The organism is Amycolatopsis sp. DSM 110486, from assembly GCF_019468465.1.
Lineage (GTDB): Bacteria > Actinomycetota > Actinomycetes > Mycobacteriales > Pseudonocardiaceae > Amycolatopsis.
This window is the reverse complement of the sequence record NZ_CP080519.1, coordinates 1,834,957-1,851,502: the sequence shown is the minus strand read 5'-3', so window position 1 is coordinate 1,851,502 and position 16,546 is coordinate 1,834,957. Positions and strand designations below refer to the sequence as shown.

The following is a 16,546-nucleotide window of genomic DNA, read 5'->3' as shown; positions in this document are numbered from 1 at the left end:
CTGATAGCTCATGGCCGCACAACTCCGGGAACTTCGGTCGCGCATCAAGGCGACCAAGTCGATCGGCAAGATCACGAAGGCGATGGAGCTCATCGCCACCGCGCGTATCACCAAGGCGCGTGCGAAGGTCGCCGCTTCCCGGCCGTACGCGGACGAGATCACCAAGGTGCTCTCGGCGCTGGCCGGTGCGGCGGCGAACCTCGACCACCCGCTCCTGGTCGAGCGCCCCAACCCGAAGCGGGCCGCGGTCCTCGTCGTCACCAGCGACAAGGGCCAGTGCGGTGGGTACAACACCAACGTGCTGAAGGCGACCGAGGAACTCCTCGCCCTGCTCCGTGAGGAGGGCAAGGAGCCCGAGGTCTACGTCACCGGCAACAAGGGCCTGAACTACTACCGGTTCCGGGGCCGCGAAGTCGTCGACAGCTGGACGGGCTTCTCCGACCAGCCGGCGTACACCGACGCGGTCGCGGCGGCGGAGACGCTGGTGGAGTCGTTCCTCTCCGGCACCGACGCGGGTGCGCCCGGCGCGCTCGCCGGGGTCGACGAGATCCACGTCGTCTACACCGAGTTCGTCTCGATGCTGACGCAGCGCCCGATTGCCAAGCGGGTCGCCCCGCTCGAGGTCGAGTACACCGAGGGTGAGGAGCAGAAGCCCGAGGGCGAGCTGCTCCCCAGCTACGAGTTCGAGCCGAGCGCCGACAAGCTGCTGGGTGCGCTGCTGCCGAAGTACATCAACACGCGCCTGTACTCGGCGCTGCTGGAGTCGGCGGCGTCCGAACTGGCAGCCCGCCGCACCGCGATGAAGGCCGCGTCGGACAATGCGAACGACCTGGTGGGCAACCTGACGCGGGAAATGAACCAGGCCCGCCAGGCGCAGATCACCCAGGAGATCTCCGAAATCGTCGGTGGCGCGAACGCGCTCACCGCAGCAGGAAGTGATGATTGATGACCAGTACTGAAACCCCGCGCGCCAAGGGGCGCATCGTGTCGGTGACCGGTCCGGTCGTCGACGTCGAGTTCCCGCGTGGTTCCGTGCCCGACCAGTTCAACGCGCTCAAGGTCGAGATCGAGTTCGAGCAGCTGCGCAAGACCGTGACCCTCGAGGTCGCCAGCCACCTCGGTGACAACCTCGTCCGCACGATTTCGCTGCAGCCGCAGGACGGTCTCGTCCGCGGTGCCGAGGTCACCGACACCGGCGGCCCCATCACCGTGCCGGTGGGCGACAAGGTCAAGGGCCACGTCTACAACGCCCTCGGCGAGTGCCTCGACGAGCCCGGCTACGGCGACGACCTCGAGCGCTGGGGCATCCACCGCAACCCGCCGCCCTTCGACCAGCTCGAGGGCAAGACGGAGATGCTGGAGACCGGCCTCAAGGTCGTCGACCTGCTCACCCCGTACGTGCAGGGTGGCAAGATCGGCCTGTTCGGCGGTGCCGGCGTGGGCAAGACGGTGCTCATCAAGGAGATGATCACCCGCGTCGCCCGGAACTTCGGTGGCACCTCGGTGTTCGCCGGCGTCGGCGAGCGCACCCGTGAGGGCAACGACCTCTTCCTGGAGATGTCCGAGGACGGCGTCATCAACGACACCGCCCTCGTGTTCGGCCAGATGGACGAGCCGCCGGGCACGCGCATGCGCGTCGCCCTGTCCGCGCTGACGATGGCGGAGTACTTCCGCGACGTGCAGAACCAGGACGTGCTGCTGTTCATCGACAACATCTTCCGGTTCACCCAGGCCGGTTCCGAGGTGTCGACCCTGCTGGGCCGCATGCCTTCGGCCGTGGGTTACCAGCCGACGCTGGCCGACGAGATGGGTCAGCTGCAGGAGCGGATCACCTCGACCCGAGGCCGGTCGATCACCTCGATGCAGGCGATCTACGTCCCCGCGGACGACTACACCGACCCGGCCCCGGCCGCGACGTTCGCCCACCTGGACGCCACCACCGAGCTGTCGCGTGGTGTCTTCCAGAAGGGCATCTTCCCGGCGGTGGACCCGCTGGCGTCGACGTCGACGATCCTCGACCCGGCCATCGTCGGTGAGGACCACTACCGCGTGGCTTCCGAGGTCATCCGGATCCTGCAGAAGTACAAGGAACTGCAGGACATCATCGCGATCCTCGGTATGGACGAGCTCTCGGAAGAGGACAAGCTCACCGTTCAGCGCGCGCGCCGCATCGAGCGGTTCCTGTCGCAGAACATGCTGGTCGCCGAGGCGTTCACGCAGATCCCGGGCTCGACCGTGCCGCTGGCGGAGACGATCGAGTCGTTCGACCGCATCGCGAAGGGCGACTTCGACCACTACCCGGAGCAGGCGTTCCTGGGTATCGGTGGCCTCGAGGACCTCGAGAAGAAGTACAAGGAAATCACCAAGAAGTGATTCTCTGAGCGCGGCGGGGGCTGGGTCCACTGTGGACACCCGCCCCCGCCGTTCTCGTAACCGAAGCCGGACCTATTACACTCGGTGGTGACACCCCGAGCGAAGGAGTGCTACGTGGCTGAGATGTCCGTGGAGCTGGTGGCCGTGGAGCGCCGGCTCTGGTCGGGTACCGCCACCTTCGTGGTGGCGCAGACCACCGAGGGCGAGATCGGCATCATGCCCGGCCACGAGCCGGTGCTGGGCCAGCTCGTCGAGGGTGGCGTGGTGAAGGTGAACACGACTGGCGGCGAGATCCTCACGGCCGCCGTGCACGGTGGGTTCCTGTCGGTGACCGCCACCGGGGTGAGCGTGCTCGCCGAGAGCGCCGAGCTCTCCGACGAGATCGACATCGACGCGGCCAAGGCGGCCCTGACCGCGGACGACGAGGCGGAGCGCACGAGGGCAACGGCCCAGCTCCGCGCGGCCGGTCAGACAGTCTGATCGAGCGACGAGCAGGAGCCGGGCCGTGAAGATCGCCATCGTGGTGCTGGGGCTCCTGATCGTGCTCGCCGTGCTGGCGGCCTGGTACGGCCAGCGGTGGATCCGGATGCGCCGCGGCGGTGGCGTGAGCGTCGCGCTGCGGTGGCGTCCGGACAACCCGCGCGCCAGCTGGCACCTCGGTCTCGGGCGCTACGAGGGCGACGAGTTCGTCTGGTATCGCGTCTGGAGCCTCCGGTCCGGCCCGGACCGCGTGTTCCAGCGCGAGAGCATGCAGATCGCCGACCGGCGGGACCCGTCCGGCACAGAGGCGTACGCGGTGCCTGAAGGTTCCACTGTCCTGCGGTGTGAGTCGCCCACGCAGGAAGCGATCGAGATCGCGATGGGGCCCGGTGCGCTCACCGGGTTCCTGTCCTGGCTGGAGTCGGCTCCGCCGGGACGAATGCTGCCGCACGCGTCCTGAACTGCGGTTATCCTGGGACCATGGACGCCCGGGAGCAGGCCGAGCGCAAGCGCCGGTGGGCCGAGCTGCCCGAGCCCGTGCGGCTCGCGGACATGAGCACCACCCAGGACGTGGACCCAGGCCGCGATTCGACGTGGGACGTCGACTACGAGCGGTACTGGGCCGCCCAGGAGCGGCTCTGACGCGCTCTCCCTAGCCGCCCGGCTTCCACAGCACGTCGCCGTCCGGGTTGGCGAGCCGGCCGAGGATGAACAGCAGGTCGGACAGCCGGTTGAGGTATTTCACGGCGATCGGGTTCGTCGTGTCCGGCTCCGCCTCCACGAGCACCCACGCCGAACGCTCCGCACGCCGTGTGACCGTGCGCGCCTGGTGCAGGTAAGCCGCGCCCGGCGTGCCGCCCGGCAGGATGAACGACGTGAGTTTCGGCAGCCGCTCGTTGAACTCGTCGCACCAGCCCTCCACGCGCTCGAGGTAGGCCTCGGTGATGCGCAGGGGCTCGTACGAGGGATTTTCCTGGATCGGCAGGCACAGGTCGGCGCCGACGTCGAACAGGTCGTTCTGTACACGCTTCAGCACGCCGGCGATCTCGTCGCTCAGGGAACCCATCGCGACGGCCAGCCCGATGACGGAGTTGGCCTCGTCGGTGTCGGCGTAGGCGCCCAGGCGGGGCGAGGTTTTGGGGATCCGCGAGCCGTCGCCGAGCGCTGTGGTGCCGCTGTCGCCGACCTTCGTGTAGACGCGGTTGATGCGAACGACCATGCCTTCGACTCTACCGGCCCCGCGTGTGCCGAAACTGGGCGAGAGGGCATGATTGGCGGCCATGAGCGAGCACTTCGACGTGCACGGCGGGGCACGGCTGGTCGGCGAGGTCGACGTGGTCGGAGCCAAGAACAGCGTGCTGAAGCTGATGGCCGCGGCCCTGCTGGCCGAGGGCACCACCACCATCACGAACTGCCCGCAGATCCTCGACGTGCCCCTGATGGGCGACGTTCTGCGCAGCGTCGGCTGCGAGGTCGAGATCAACGGCGACACGGCGCGCATCACCACGCCCGCCGAGCTGTCGCACCGCGCGGACTCGGCGGCGATGGGCAAGCTGCGTGCGTCCGTCTGCGTGCTCGGGCCGCTGGTCGGACGGCTCAAGAAGGCCGTGGTCGCGCTGCCCGGCGGTGACGCGATCGGCTCGCGGCCGCTGGACATGCACCAGAACGGCCTGCGCAAGCTCGGCGCCACGAGCACGATCGAGCACGGTTGCGTGGTCGCCAACGCCGAGTCCCTCGTCGGCGCCCAGGTCTGGCTCGACTTCCCGAGCGTCGGCGCCACCGAGAACATCCTGATGGCCGCGGTGCTGGCCGAGGGCACGACCGTGATCGACAACGCGGCGCGTGAGCCCGAGATCGTCGACATCTGCACGATGCTCATCGAGATGGGCGCGAAGATCGAGGGCGCCGGCACGTCGACGCTGACCGTGCACGGCGTGGAGCAGCTGCGCCCGACCGAGCACCGCGTGATCGGCGACCGGATCGTCGGCGCCACCTGGGCCTTCGCCGCGGCGATGACCCGAGGTGACCTGACCGTGCGCGGCGTCAACCCGCACCACCTCGACCTGGTGCTGGACAAGCTGCGGCTCGCGGGCGCCGACGTGACCACGTTCGACGAGAAGGGCTTCCGCGTCGTGCAGCCCGAGCGCCCGAAGGCGGTCGACTGGGTGACGCTGCCCTACCCCGGCTTCGCCACGGACCTGCAGCCGTTCGCGGTCGCGCTGTCGGCCGTGTCCGAGGGCACGTCGATGATCACGGAGAACGTCTACGAGGCCCGGTTCCGCTTCATCGAAGAGATGATGCGGCTCTCCGGCGACGCCCGCACCGACGGCCACCACGCCGTGGTCCGCGGGGTCGAGCAGCTCTCCAGCGCGCCGGTCTGGGCCTCCGACATCCGCGCCGGCGCCGGCCTCGTGCTCGCCGGCCTGTGCGCCGAGGGCGTCACCGAGGTCTGGGATGTCTTCCACATCGACCGCGGTTACCCGCACTTCGTCGAGAACCTCAACCGCCTCGGCGCGCGCATCGAGCGCGTGGCGGGGGAGCCCGAGCGCGCGTAGTCAGTCCACGGGGCGGGCGTCGAGTGCGCGGAGCACGTGCTCGACGACCCGGTCCAGAAATTCGGGGCCCGGGGGCTCCCGGCGTACCACCAGACGCCAGTAGATCGGCGCCGCGAGCAGGTCGAGCCCCAGCTCCACGTCCACACCGGCCGGAAGCTCGCCGCGCTCGACGGCGCGTTCGAACAGCGGCCGCGCGGCGTCGCGGCGAGGGCCGCCGATGCGAGTGCGCAGGTCGTCGGCCGGCTCCGGGTCGCGGACGCCCTGAGCGATGAGGTCCGGCAGGATCCGGGCGAACCGCGGGTGCGCGAGCCAGTCGTACACCGCCTGCACCGATTCGCGCAGGTCACCGCGCAGTGTGCCCGTGTCGGGTTCCGGCGCGCGGCTCACGCTGAACTCCGAAACCACCGCCGAGATCATCTCGTGCTTCGAGCGCCACCGGCGGTACAGCGCGCTCTTGCCGACGCCCGCGCGCTTGGCCACGGCCTCCATCGACAGCCGGCCGTAACCCACTTCCGCGAGCTCGTCGAGCACCGCTTCCGTGATCGCCTGCGTGACGTCGGGCTGCAGCACAGCCGCCCCGGTGGGCGTGCGGCGAGTTGTCATGATCGCATCCTAGCGGGTGGACGAGACGGTATCGTTCCATGTAGCTTGACGTCGGGACGGTACCGTATCGTCCGGTCATGAGGAGGGCTCGATGAAGCAGCTGCTGTTCGAGGACGACCCCCAGTTCTGGTTCGAGACGCTCCGCGTGTTCGGCCACGCGAGCTACGGCGGTTCGGACTTCGGCGAGGTCGTCGCCACCGCCTCGCGCATCAAGCCCGGCGACTACGACAGCTGGCACGACGAGTGGCTCGCCGCGGCGGAGCGCCTGGCGGCCGAGGCCGACGGGGTGGCCGCTGCGCACCCGATCAGCGCCCGTGACGCGTACCTGCGCGCGTCCACCTACTACCGCTCGGCGGAGTTCTTCCTGCACGGCAATCCCGCCGACCCGCGCATCGCCTACGCCTACGACCGCAGCGTCGAGTGCTTCCACCGCGCGATCGAGGGTTTCGCGGGCGTCGAGCGTGTCGAGATTCCGTATGAAGGACACGTGCTGCGCGGCTACTTCTACCGCGCGCCCGGCACTGGCCGTTGCCCGATTCTGGTGGCGCACAACGGTTTCGACGGCAGCGCGGAGGAGGTGCACTTCTTCGGCGCGGCCGGGGGACAGGAGCGGGGCTACCACGTGCTGGCGTTCGACGGCCCCGGCCAGCCGCGCGCGATCCACCGCGACGGGCTCGTCTTCCGGCCCGACTGGGAGCACGTGGTGGGCCCGGTGCTCGACTTCGTGCTCGCCGACCCGGGCGTCGACCCGGACAAGGTCGCGCTGCTGGGCCTCAGCCTCGGCGGCATGCTCGCGCCCCGCGCCGCGGCTTTCGACGAGCGCATCAAGGCGGTCGTCGCCGTGGACGGGGTGTTCGACGCCGGCTCGGCGGTCACGGCTTTCCTGCCGTGGGACCGCGCGGAGATCGAACGCCGCGCCAACGCACCGCACGACGAAGAGCTCGACAATCTGCTGGCCGCCGGCCGCGCCGCGAGCCCCACGCTGCGCTGGGCCACCGACCACGGCCGGTACGTGACGGGCGCGGCGACCGACCGCGAGTTCCTCGCGAAGTACCTGGCCTACACGCTCGACGGCGGCGTGGCCGAGCGCATCAAGTGCCCGGCACTTGTCTGCGAGGCCGCCGACGACCTGTTCTTCAACGGCGACGGCGAAACGCAGCCCGAACCCCGCCGGCTCTACGAGCGGCTCACCGGCCCGAAGACGCTGCTCTCGTTCACCGCCGAGGAGGGCGCGGACGCCCACTGCCACGTCGGCGCGCAGCGGCTCGCGACGGCCCGCGTCTTCGACTGGCTCGACGAGACGCTCTAGGCCTCCAGCGCCAGCCCCACGCCGAAGCCGATGAGGACCGTGCCGGTCACGCCGTCGAGAGTGCGGCGCACACGGCGGCGCTCGAGCCAGCCGCGGACGCGGTGCACGAGCAGGAGCAGCAGGACCTGCCAGACCGCACCCACGGCGGCGACGGTGTAGGCGAGCAGCAGGGCGTCGCCGGTGGTGGTGACTCCGGGCGTGAGGAACTGCGGCAGCACCGAGAGGTAGAGGACCAGCACCTTCGGGTTGGTCACGTTGGAGAGGAACCCCTCGCGCCAGCGGCGGAACGCGCTCTGGCGGGCGCGTTTCGCCTCGGCGAGCGACTGGTAGTCACCACGCCACGCGCCGCGCAGCGCCTGGAAACCGAGGTAGCAGAGGTAGGCGACACCGAGCCACTTCACGGTTTCGAAGATCGGGCGCGAGTTCGTGATCACGGCCCCGAGGCCGAGCGCGGCGAGGGTGCCCTGCAGGAAGTTGGCCACGGCGATCCCGGCACACGCCCACGCGCCACCGCGGGCACCGCCCGACAGCGCGTTCTTGAGGACCACCATGCTGTCGGGCCCGGGCGCCACGGCGAGCACCACCATCATGGCGAGGAACCCGCCGTACACACCCCACGTCATGCGGCGAACGTTAACCCGGGTCAGGACTCCAGGGCCAGGGCCGCCCCGAAGCCGACGAGCGCGGTGCCGGTCACACCGTCGAGCGCGCGGCGCACCTTGCGCTGCTTGAGCCACGCGCGCACGCGGTGCACGAAGAACAGCAGCACCAGCAGCCACACCGTGCCCAGCACCGCAACGGTGTAGGCAAGCACGAGCGCGTCCCACGTGGTGGTGCGCACGGGGTCGAGGAACTGCGGCAGCACCGACAGGTACAGCACGAGGACCTTCGGGTTCGTCACGTTGGACAGGAACCCTTCGCGCCAGCGGCGGAAGCCGCTCGTGCGCTTGCGCTGGGTCTCCTCGACTTGCGCGTAGTTGCCGCGCCACGCGCCGCGCAGGGCCTGGAACCCGAGGAACACGAGGTACGCCGCGCCGAGCCACTTGAGCGTGATGAACACCGGCTGGGACCGGGCGATGACCACGCCGAGCCCGAGCGCCGCGGCGGTGCCCTGCAACGCGTTGCCGGCGAAGATGCCGGCCGTCGCGAGCAGCCCGCCGCGGGCGCCGCCGGACAGCGCGTTCTTCAGCATCACCATCGTGTCCGGTCCCGGCGCCAGGACGATGAGGACAACGATGACGAGATAACTGCCGTACCCACTCCAAGTCACGTTGTTCCACGGTAATCGCCGCTCACGGCGGAGTCTCGCGGATTTCGGTCACAGCACTTCGCCGCGGGGGACAACCCCGGCGAACCGGACGACGTACTCATTCCGGGAGAGGGAGGGCGCCCCATCGGCCTGCTCGGGTTGCCGCGGGTGCACGAGCTGGGCGACGGGGTCGGCACCGTCGACTTCGACCGGTCGGTAACGCACTGGATGCGCCGGCGGGACCTGTGGCGGCCCCCCGGTCTGGCCCCGATCCATCCGGAACTGGTGGCCATCCGCGACGCGCGGCAGGTCGCCGAGCTCATCGAGCGCAACGCGGGGCACGCCTCGGTCGTCGGGTGAATCCCGGAAGTTCGCTGCGTGGGGCAACCCCGGCGAACCGGACGACGTACTCATTCCGGGGAGCGGGGGAAGCGCGATGCATCCGATCGAGCCGGACGAGACGGTGTTGTGGACGGGACGGCCGCAGCGGTACTACTGGCGTTACCGCGACTACCACTGGTTCGTGGTGGTCGTGGTGATCATCGTGGTCGGCGTCGTCCTGACGGGCATCTTCGACGCACCGGAGTACGGCATCCCGGTCATGGCCGTGGCGGTGTCGGGCATCGTCGGCTCCGCGATCGCGCGGCACCGGGAGCGGGCGAGCCGGGTGGGGGCGACCACGTACGTCGTGACTGATCGGCGCTTGGTGTTCGTCGTGTACTGGCCACAGGGCGCGGAGTTCCGCTGGATTCCCTTGGCGTACCTGCGTCGGCCGCGGGTCCGCGACATCGGGGGCGAGCTCGGCATCGTCGACTTCCGGCCGACCGTGTCGGAGTGGCTCAAGGACCAGGAGTACCGGCCGCGGCCCGTGTGGTACCCGGAGCTGCCCGAGCTGATGGGGATCCGCGACGCGCAGGAGGTCGCCGAGCTCATCTCGCGCAACTCGGGACACTCCTCGGTCGTCGGGTGAGTTCGCCGCGCGGGGCAACCTCGGCGAACCGGGCAGCGTGCTCATTTCAGGACTGGGAGGGCGCGATGTTTCCGATCGAAGAGGGCGAGACGGTGTTGTGGTCCGGCCGGCCGCAGCGCTACCACCGGCGGTTCCGCGACTACTACTGGTGGGTGGTGCTCGCCGTCCTCGCGTTCGGCGGCAGCTTCGTGATCGCTTGGTTCGACGTGCTGAACGCGGCCTTCTACGCGTGGATCATCGTGCTCGCGCTCGTGGCCGGGTTCGCGGTCGAGCGCCCGAAGGAACGCCGCGCGTTGCTCGCCATCACGACCTACTTCGTCACCGACCGCCGGCTCGTGTTCGTCGCCCACGGCGGGTCGGGCTCGGAGTTCCGCTGGGTGCCGCTCGCGGCTCTCCGGGCGCCCCGCGTGCACGACCTCGGCGACGGCCTCGGGACGATCGACTTCCGCCCGACCTGGTGGGAGTGGGTCAAGGACCAGGAGTACCGGCCCCGGCCCGCGTGGCACCCGATGCTGCCGGAACTGGTCGCCGTCCGCGATGCCGCCCAGCTCGCCGACCTGATCGCGCGGAACGCGGCCCGCCCGTCGCACGTTGGGTGAGACGTGCAGGTCATCATGTCGATCGCCTTGCCCGCCGCGACGCTGCTGCTCGTGATCGTGGGCGCGTGGGAAGTGCGGCCGGGCCGCAAGCCGTCGCGGCTGAAGCGGCGGCTGTCCTCCACGTACCTCGACGAGGTCACCTCGTTCCTCTACGGCACCAAGCGCAACGAGCTCGAGCACCGCGACTCGGTGGAGATGACCCTCGACCAGGACGCTCAGGGCGCGCCGCCGCTGGGGATGATCGACCTGGACCGCGGCGTGGCGATCGTGCGTCCCGCGAACCAGGACAAACGGGCCACGGACTGAAAGCTCTCGAACACGCATTGTTCCGGCCGGTCAATTTACGGTAACGGCTGGCGCTTATCGGCTGTGCTCGGCGTGCCTCGTACCCGGTCGACACCTACGTTCGACGCACGGAAATGTGATCGAAACGAGGTGCTGTGATGAAGCACGACGAATGGTCGCGACGGCAGTTGTTCCGGAGATCCGCACTGGTGGGAGCAGCCGTACTGGGTGGTCCGGTGCTTCTTTCCGCATGTACGTCGACGTCGTCCGGTGACGCGTTGCAGGCGGCTCAGTCCGCCAAGAAGATCAAAATCGGAATCGCGAACGAATCCCCCTACGGATTCACCGATCAAAGCGGAAAAGTCACGGGCGAGGCCCCTGAAGTAGCGCGAGTCGTATTCCGGAACTTGGGGATCGACAACGTCGAAGCGAGCGCTGTTTCGTTCGATCAGCTGATCCCGGCGCTCAACGCGAAGCAGTACGACGTGGTGGCGGCGGGCATGAACATCACCGCGGCACGCTGCGGGCAGGCCGCGTTCTCCATCCCGGACTACTCGGCGCTGACCGCTCTGCTCGTGCCGAAGGGCAACCCGCAGCAGGTGCTGACGTTCCAGGACATCGCGGCGAAGAAGGTCAAGGTCGCGGTGCTGTCCGCGGCGGTCGAGAAGGGTTACGCGACCAGCGCCGGTGTGTCCGAGGACCAGATCCAGACGCTGGACTCCCAGGACAACATGCTGCGCGCGGTCACCGACGGCCGCGTCTACGCCGCGGCGCTCACCGACATCTCGCTGAAGGACGTGCTGAAGAAGAACCCCGGCGCCGCCGCCGAGGTGACGCCCGGGTTCGACCCGGTCGAAAACGGCGTGCCGGTGATCTCGGCGGGCGGGTTCGTCTTCCGCACGGCCGACAAGCCGCTGGTCGACGCGTTCAACACCGAGCTGAAGAAGCTGCACGACAGTGGGGAGTGGACGAGGATCGTCGCGCCCTTCGGCTTCACGCAGGCGAACCTGCCGAAGCCGGACGTGACGACCGAGAAGCTCTGCGCCGCGTGACGGGCGGCGCGCCGTGTCGAACGTGCCGCACATCATCTCGTCCATCCTCGCCGGGCTGGGCACCACAATCGAGGCCGCGGTCGGCGGGATCGTCGTCACCATTGTCGTCGCGCTGATCGCCGGACTCGCCCTGCTCTCACCGAGGTGGCCCGTCCGCGCGGTCGCGCGGGTGTACGTCGAGGTTTTCCGCGGAACGTCCGAGGTCGTCCAGCTGTTCTGGCTGTATTTCGTGCTTCCGGTGCTCGTCGGGCTCCAGCTGGTGCCGTTGTTCGCCGGCATCCTGGTCCTTGGCCTGAACCACGGGGCATACGGGGCCGAGGTCGTGCGCGGCGCCGTGCGGTCGGTGCCGAAGGAGCAGTACGAAGGGGCTGTCGCGCTCAACTTCTCGCCGGCGCAGCGGATGGTGCGAGTGCTCCTGCCGCAGGCGTTCGCCGAGATGCTGCCGCCCTTCAACAACCTGTTCATCCAGCTGCTGAAGAGCACCGCGCTGCTGTCCTTCATCTCCGCGGGCGAGATCACCGAACGCGGTGAGCTGTTGCGGCCGGTGTTCGGCGCGGACATCGGCTGGATCTACGGCACCGAGCTGGTGCTCTACCTCCTGCTCGCCATCCTGATCACGACCGGGATGCGCGCGCTGGAGCGGTGGGCGGCACGCCGGCTCGGCCGCGCACCGGTGGCGAGCACGGCCCCGGTGCTCTCGGTCGGGGGCGGAGGTACCGGATGAACTGGGACTGGCAGGCCGCCGCCGACGCGATCCCGTTGCTGCTGAAGGGATTGCTGGTCACGGTCGAGCTCACGCTGCTCGGTTCGGCCGTCGCGTACGCGCTCGGCTTGGTGCTGGCCTTGCTGCGCCGGGCCGGGATCCCGGTGCTTTCGCGCTTGGTGTTGTTCTTCATCGAGTTCATTCGCAGCACGCCGCTGCTGATCCAAGTCTTCGTACTGTATTGGCTCGTTCCGCCGTTGACGGGGATCACGATGTCGGCGTTCGTCACCGGCGTCGTGGCGCTCGGCGTGCACTACGCGACCTACACCGCCGAGGTCTACCGGGCCGGGATCGAAGCCGTCCCGAAAGGACAGTGGGAGGCGGCGGTGGCGCTGAACCTGCCACGGCAGCGGGTGTGGACGGCGGTCGTGCTGCCCCAGGCGATCCCGCGGGTGGTGCCGGCGCTGGGCAACTACACGATCTCGATGTTCAAGGAAACGCCGCTGCTGCTGGCGATCGGCGTGCTGGACGTGCTCAACCGCGCCAAGGAGGTCGGTGCGGAGACCTTCCGCGTCGTCGAGCCCTACACCCTGGCCGGGGTGCTGTTCCTGCTGGTGAGCCTGCCCTCGTCACTGCTGGCCCGACGATTGGAACGCCGTGCCGAACGAGCCTGACACCGCGATGATCCGGTTTTCCGGTGTGGTCAAGAAGTTCGGCGACCACGTCGTGCTCGACGACCTCGGCTTCACCGTGGCGCCGGGGGAGTTCGTCTCGCTGATCGGTCCCAGCGGATCGGGCAAGACGACGATCCTGCGGCTGCTGATGACGTTGGAGAAGGTGGACGGCGGCACGATCGACGTCGGCGGCGAGTGCCTGAGCCACACTCGCCGCGGCGACCGGCTGGTGCCCGCGGACGAGAAGCACCTGCGGCTGATGCGGCGGCACATCGGCATGGTGTTCCAGCAGTTCAACCTGTTCCCCAACATGAACGTGCTGCGCAACATCACCGAGGCGCCGGTGCGTTCGCTCGGGGTGCCGGCGGCCGAGGCCGAGCAGCGGGCGCGTGAGCTGCTCGGCCTGGTCGGGCTCGAGGACAAGGCCGACGCGCATCCGACGCGGCTCTCCGGTGGGCAGCAGCAGCGGGTCGCGATCGCCCGGGCCCTGGCGATGCGGCCCGACGTGCTGCTGCTCGACGAGGTCACCTCGGCGCTGGACCCGGAGCTCGTCGCCGACGTCCTGCGAGTGCTGCGCGACATCGCGACCACCACGGACATCACCATCCTGTGCGTGACGCACGAGATGCAGTTCGCGCGGGACGTTTCGGACCGGGTGATGATGTTCGACCACGGCCGGGTGCTGGAGGAGGCGCCGCCGGAGAAGCTGTTCACCGCTCCTTCGCACGAGCGGACGAAGGAGTTCCTGCGGGCGGTGATCGACCGGCGCTAGCCGAGGATTTCCTGGGTGCTGCGGACGGTGGCGAACTGGTTGTGCAGGTTCGCCGCGGTGACGTGGGAAAGCTCGTCGGCCGTCACGGTCGTGCCGTCGAGGGCGGGCAGGTCGAACGTGAAGGTCGCGTCGAGCGCGAAGGTCACGTCGTAGCCGAGGTTGCCGCCCGTGCGGGCCGTGGTCTCGCAGCAGAAGTTGGTCTGGATCCCGGCGAGGACGAAGCTCGTGATGCCGTGGGTCTTGAGCCACGCGTCGAGGTCTACGTCGCCGAGGAAGGCCGAGTTCACCTTCTTGCCGAAGACCAGGTCGGGGCGGGCGCCGTCGAGCTCGGGCATGAAGTCGTTGCCCGACTGGCCGGGCCGCAGTGGCGAATCGGCGTGCACGGAGTCGTGGTGCACGAGCACCACGGGCAGGCGGCGCTGCTGCCACGCGTCGAGCAGGGCCTTGATGTTGGCCTCCGCGCCGGGGTTGTTGCGCGGGCCCCAGAACTGCTCGTCGGAGAACCCGCGCTGGACGTCGATGAGGATGAGTGCGGTCATACCGGTGAGTCTCGCCGGGCCGCGGGCGCCGAGGGGAGTGGCAGAAGGCGCGCGATCCGGTACTTTTCTGCCATGCGGACGATCGGGGTGCTGCTCCTGCCGGGTACGCGCGCGTTCGACCTCGGGGTGATCGCCGAGGTCTGGGCACAGGACCGCAGCGAGAGCGGCATCGGCCCGTTCACGGTGCGGCTGTGCGGGGCGGGCCGGCGGCGCACCCCGTTGTCCCCGTTCGGAGAAGTCACGTCGACGCACGGATTGACCGGACTCGACGGCTGCGACCTCGTCCTCGCGCCCGGCCGCGACGATCCGCACGCCCCGGTGCCGCCCGCCGCGTCGGCCGCGTTGCGCCGGGCCCACCGTTCCGGCGCGACCGTGGCGGGTCTGTGCTCCGGCGCGTTCACCCTCGCGGCCGCGGGCCTGCTCGACGGCCGCCCCGCGACCACGCACTGGTGGGACCTCGACGCACTCGCCGTCGCGGCGCCGCGGGCCGAACCGCAGCGCGACGTCCTCTACACCGAGTCCGACGGCGTGCTCACCTCGGCGGGCGTGGTCGGCGGTCTCGACCTCTGCCTGCACCTCGTGCGTCGCGACCACGGCGCGGACGTCGCGGCGAAACTCGCGCGGCGCCTCGTGATGCCGCCCGCGCGCGAGGGCGGCCAGCGCCAGTACGTCGAAAACCCGTTGCCCGCGGCGCCTGCCCGGCCGGGTCTGTCGTCCACTATGGACTGGGCGCTGGCGCGGCTGGCCGAGGAGATCGGTGTGGCGGACCTGTGCGGCCAGGCCGGGATGAGCGAGCGGACGTTCCACCGCGAGTTCGCCGCGGCCACGGGCGTCACGCCGGGGCGGTGGCTGCGCGTGCAACGGGTGCGGCTGGCGCAACGCCTGCTGGAGACCACCGAGCTGCCGGTGGAGCGCGTCGCACAGCGGTCGGGGCTGGGCACGGCCGCGAACCTGCGCCGTCGGCTGCGCGCGGAGGTCGGCGTCGGGCCCGATTCGTACCGGCGCACGTTCCGTTCCGCGCCCGGCGGCGTTACGGTCGGGGTATGGCCGAGTACGAGCACATCCTCGTGAAGCGCGACGGAGACACGATCACCATCACGATGAACCGCGCCGCGCGGCGCAACTCGCTGTCCGCCGACCACCTGACCGAGCTGCTCGCGGCGTTCCGCGAAGCCGGCACCACCGACGCGACGGGCATCGTCCTCGCCGGCGCCGGCCCGGTCTTCTCCGCGGGCCACGACTTCGGCGACGTCGCCGCGCGCGACCTCATGGGCGTGCGCGAGCTGCTGACGTTGTGCACCGAGCTGATGCGCACCATGCAATCGCTGCCGCAGATCGTGGTCGCACGCGTGCACGGCCTGGCGACCGCGGCGGGCTGCCAGCTCGTGGCCTCGTGCGACCTCGCCGTCGCCGCGTCTTCCGCGGGTTTCGCCCTGCCCGGCGGCAAAGGCGGCTGGTTCTGCCACACCCCGGCCGTCCCGGTGGCGCGCTCGATCGGCCGCAAACGCTTGATGGAGCTGGCTCTGACCGGCGACGTCGTCGACGCCGCCACCGCGCTCGACTGGGGTCTGGTCAACTCCGTCGTCCCGGACGAGGAGCTGGACGACGCCGTCGCCGCCCTGCTCGCGCGGGCCACGCGCGGCAGCCGCGCGAGCAAGGCCATGGGCAAGCAGACGCTGTACGCGCAGCTCGACCGCCCGGAAGCCGACGCCTACGCCATCGCGTTGGAGGTCATGGCCTCGGCGTCGCAGCTGCCGGGCGCGCGGGAAGGCATGGCGGCGTTCCTGGAGAAGCGCAAGGCCGAGTGGCCGGACTGAGAAGTCCCAGCCGCGTTCAACGACGCTCGTGCAGCAGCAGGAGCGCGTACGCGGCGATCGACTGCGCGTCGGTGATGCCGCCCGTCGAGATCATCTTCTCGACCTCAGAGCGGGTGAACCACGCCGTGGTCATGTCCTGTTCCTCGAGCTCGCGTTCCGGCTCGCCCTCGGTCAGGTCCGTGGCGAGGTAGACGTGGCCGCGCTGGCTCGACATGCCGGGCGCGACTTCCAGCATCCCGATCTCCGTGACGGTTTCGGCGCGCAGGCCCGTTTCCTCGCGCAGCTCGCGGCGCGCGAGCTCGGCGGGCGGCGTTTCGGCGAGGTCGGGGGCCGTGCCCTGGCAGAACTCCCAGCGGCGCTCGCCGACGGGATAACGGAACTGGTCGACCAGGAGCACGCGGTCGCCGTCCATCGGGATGATCAGGGCGTAGGTCGGTTTGTCGACCACGCCGTAGATGCCTTCGCTGCCGTCGGTGCGGCGAATGGCGTCCTCCCGCACCGTCATCCAGTTGTTCCGATACACCTCGTGGGTCGCGACACGCTGAATGGGGTCCACTCGCCCAGTA

Annotated in this window: 23 protein-coding genes; 17 read left to right on the top strand and 6 right to left on the bottom strand. The window is 69.8% G+C overall.

Features of this window, described 5'->3' with window-relative positions; translation table 11 throughout:
• Positions 1 to 10 precede the first annotated feature (10 nt).
• From K1T34_RS08920 to K1T34_RS08900, 5 genes are all read left to right on the top strand, one after another.
• Complete coding sequence (locus K1T34_RS08920) at positions 11 to 946, top strand: F0F1 ATP synthase subunit gamma (protein ID WP_220243813.1); 936 nt, start codon at positions 11 to 13, stop codon at positions 944 to 946.
• Complete coding sequence (atpD, locus tag K1T34_RS08915) at positions 946 to 2,373, top strand: F0F1 ATP synthase subunit beta (RefSeq protein WP_220243812.1); 1,428 nt, start codon at positions 946 to 948, stop codon at positions 2,371 to 2,373. The genes K1T34_RS08920 and atpD overlap by 1 nt, the downstream gene beginning before the upstream one ends.
• Positions 2,374 to 2,487: 114 nt before the next feature.
• Positions 2,488 to 2,853: a F0F1 ATP synthase subunit epsilon gene (locus K1T34_RS08910; protein ID WP_220243811.1), complete on the top strand. Its 366-nt coding sequence runs from the start codon at positions 2,488 to 2,490 to the stop codon at positions 2,851 to 2,853.
• Positions 2,854 to 2,878: 25 nt separating this feature from the next.
• Positions 2,879 to 3,313 carry a DUF2550 domain-containing protein gene (locus K1T34_RS08905; RefSeq protein WP_220243810.1) on the top strand — a complete coding sequence of 145 codons (435 nt, stop codon included), beginning with the start codon at positions 2,879 to 2,881 and terminating at the stop codon, positions 3,311 to 3,313.
• A 20-nt stretch (positions 3,314 to 3,333) separates the two neighbouring features.
• Complete coding sequence (locus K1T34_RS08900) at positions 3,334 to 3,495, top strand: hypothetical protein (RefSeq protein ID WP_220243809.1); 162 nt, start codon at positions 3,334 to 3,336, stop codon at positions 3,493 to 3,495.
• 10 nt (positions 3,496 to 3,505) lie between these two features.
• On the opposite strand, the gene K1T34_RS08895 is transcribed toward K1T34_RS08900, so the two are convergent.
• Entirely contained in the window at positions 3,506 to 4,072 is a 567-nt protein-coding gene (locus tag K1T34_RS08895) for a cob(I)yrinic acid a,c-diamide adenosyltransferase (RefSeq protein WP_220243808.1), read from the bottom strand.
• 61 nt (positions 4,073 to 4,133) lie between these two features.
• Between K1T34_RS08895 and murA the strand changes: the two genes are divergently transcribed.
• A complete protein-coding gene (murA, locus tag K1T34_RS08890; protein WP_220243807.1) occupies positions 4,134 to 5,408 on the top strand; it encodes a UDP-N-acetylglucosamine 1-carboxyvinyltransferase in 1,275 nt (424 codons plus the stop codon).
• Here murA and K1T34_RS08885 read toward each other — a convergent pair whose 3' ends face one another.
• Positions 5,409 to 6,011 carry a TetR/AcrR family transcriptional regulator gene (locus K1T34_RS08885; RefSeq protein ID WP_220243806.1) on the bottom strand — a complete coding sequence of 201 codons (603 nt, stop codon included), beginning with the start codon at positions 6,009 to 6,011 and terminating at the stop codon, positions 5,409 to 5,411.
• Positions 6,012 to 6,102: 91 nt separating this feature from the next.
• Between K1T34_RS08885 and K1T34_RS08880 the strand changes: the two genes are divergently transcribed.
• Positions 6,103 to 7,320: a S9 family peptidase gene (locus K1T34_RS08880; protein WP_220243805.1), complete on the top strand. Its 1,218-nt coding sequence runs from the start codon at positions 6,103 to 6,105 to the stop codon at positions 7,318 to 7,320.
• Here K1T34_RS08880 and K1T34_RS08875 read toward each other — a convergent pair.
• Both K1T34_RS08875 and K1T34_RS08870 read right to left on the bottom strand, forming a co-directional pair.
• Entirely contained in the window at positions 7,317 to 7,943 is a 627-nt protein-coding gene (locus tag K1T34_RS08875) for a LysE family translocator (protein WP_220243804.1), read from the bottom strand. The genes K1T34_RS08880 and K1T34_RS08875 overlap by 4 nt on opposite strands.
• A gap of 20 nt (positions 7,944 to 7,963) precedes the next feature.
• The gene (locus tag K1T34_RS08870) at positions 7,964 to 8,590 is read right to left on the bottom strand and encodes a LysE family translocator (RefSeq protein WP_220243803.1); all 627 of its coding nucleotides are present in this window, start codon (positions 8,588 to 8,590) and stop codon (positions 7,964 to 7,966) included.
• A gap of 147 nt (positions 8,591 to 8,737) precedes the next feature.
• Here K1T34_RS08870 and K1T34_RS08865 point away from each other — a divergent pair, with 147 nt between their 5' ends.
• From K1T34_RS08865 to ehuA, 8 genes are all read left to right on the top strand, one after another.
• A complete protein-coding gene (locus tag K1T34_RS08865; RefSeq protein WP_220243802.1) occupies positions 8,738 to 8,929 on the top strand; it encodes a hypothetical protein in 192 nt (63 codons plus the stop codon).
• A 76-nt stretch (positions 8,930 to 9,005) separates the two neighbouring features.
• Entirely contained in the window at positions 9,006 to 9,539 is a 534-nt protein-coding gene (locus K1T34_RS08860; protein WP_220243801.1) for a hypothetical protein, read from the top strand.
• Between the two features lie 65 nt (positions 9,540 to 9,604).
• Complete coding sequence (locus K1T34_RS08855) at positions 9,605 to 10,138, top strand: hypothetical protein (RefSeq protein WP_220243800.1); 534 nt, start codon at positions 9,605 to 9,607, stop codon at positions 10,136 to 10,138.
• A gap of 15 nt (positions 10,139 to 10,153) precedes the next feature.
• Positions 10,154 to 10,444: a DUF6191 domain-containing protein gene (locus K1T34_RS08850; protein WP_255638406.1), complete on the top strand. Its 291-nt coding sequence runs from the start codon at positions 10,154 to 10,156 to the stop codon at positions 10,442 to 10,444.
• A 137-nt stretch (positions 10,445 to 10,581) separates the two neighbouring features.
• Positions 10,582 to 11,475 (top strand): ectoine/hydroxyectoine ABC transporter substrate-binding protein EhuB, encoded by an 894-nt coding sequence (gene ehuB / locus K1T34_RS08845; protein WP_220243798.1) that lies wholly within the window; start codon positions 10,582 to 10,584, stop codon positions 11,473 to 11,475.
• A 13-nt stretch (positions 11,476 to 11,488) separates the two neighbouring features.
• Positions 11,489 to 12,199, top strand: coding sequence for an ectoine/hydroxyectoine ABC transporter permease subunit EhuC (ehuC, locus tag K1T34_RS08840; protein ID WP_220243797.1), 711 nt, complete (start codon positions 11,489 to 11,491; stop codon positions 12,197 to 12,199).
• Positions 12,196 to 12,852 (top strand): ectoine/hydroxyectoine ABC transporter permease subunit EhuD, encoded by a 657-nt coding sequence (ehuD, locus tag K1T34_RS08835; protein ID WP_220243796.1) that lies wholly within the window; start codon positions 12,196 to 12,198, stop codon positions 12,850 to 12,852. The genes ehuC and ehuD overlap by 4 nt, the downstream gene beginning before the upstream one ends.
• Before the next feature lie 7 nt (positions 12,853 to 12,859).
• The gene (gene ehuA / locus K1T34_RS08830; protein ID WP_220247071.1) at positions 12,860 to 13,624 is read left to right on the top strand and encodes an ectoine/hydroxyectoine ABC transporter ATP-binding protein EhuA; all 765 of its coding nucleotides are present in this window, start codon (positions 12,860 to 12,862) and stop codon (positions 13,622 to 13,624) included.
• Here ehuA and K1T34_RS08825 read toward each other — a convergent pair.
• Positions 13,621 to 14,163 carry a cysteine hydrolase family protein gene (locus tag K1T34_RS08825; protein ID WP_220243795.1) on the bottom strand — a complete coding sequence of 181 codons (543 nt, stop codon included), beginning with the start codon at positions 14,161 to 14,163 and terminating at the stop codon, positions 13,621 to 13,623. The two genes, ehuA and K1T34_RS08825, sit on opposite strands and share 4 nt — an antisense overlap.
• A 72-nt stretch (positions 14,164 to 14,235) precedes the next feature.
• On the opposite strand from K1T34_RS08825, the gene K1T34_RS08820 reads away from it, so the two are divergent.
• Together K1T34_RS08820 and K1T34_RS08815 are read left to right on the top strand one after the other, a co-directional pair.
• Entirely contained in the window at positions 14,236 to 15,234 is a 999-nt protein-coding gene (locus tag K1T34_RS08820) for a GlxA family transcriptional regulator (RefSeq protein ID WP_220243794.1), read from the top strand.
• A complete protein-coding gene (locus K1T34_RS08815) occupies positions 15,207 to 15,980 on the top strand; it encodes an enoyl-CoA hydratase-related protein (RefSeq protein WP_220243793.1) in 774 nt (257 codons plus the stop codon). The genes K1T34_RS08820 and K1T34_RS08815 overlap by 28 nt, the downstream gene beginning before the upstream one ends.
• Before the next feature lie 16 nt (positions 15,981 to 15,996).
• Here K1T34_RS08815 and K1T34_RS08810 read toward each other — a convergent pair whose 3' ends face one another.
• Positions 15,997 to 16,536: an NUDIX hydrolase gene (locus K1T34_RS08810; RefSeq protein WP_220243792.1), complete on the bottom strand. Its 540-nt coding sequence runs from the start codon at positions 16,534 to 16,536 to the stop codon at positions 15,997 to 15,999.
• Positions 16,537 to 16,546 lie beyond the last annotated feature (10 nt).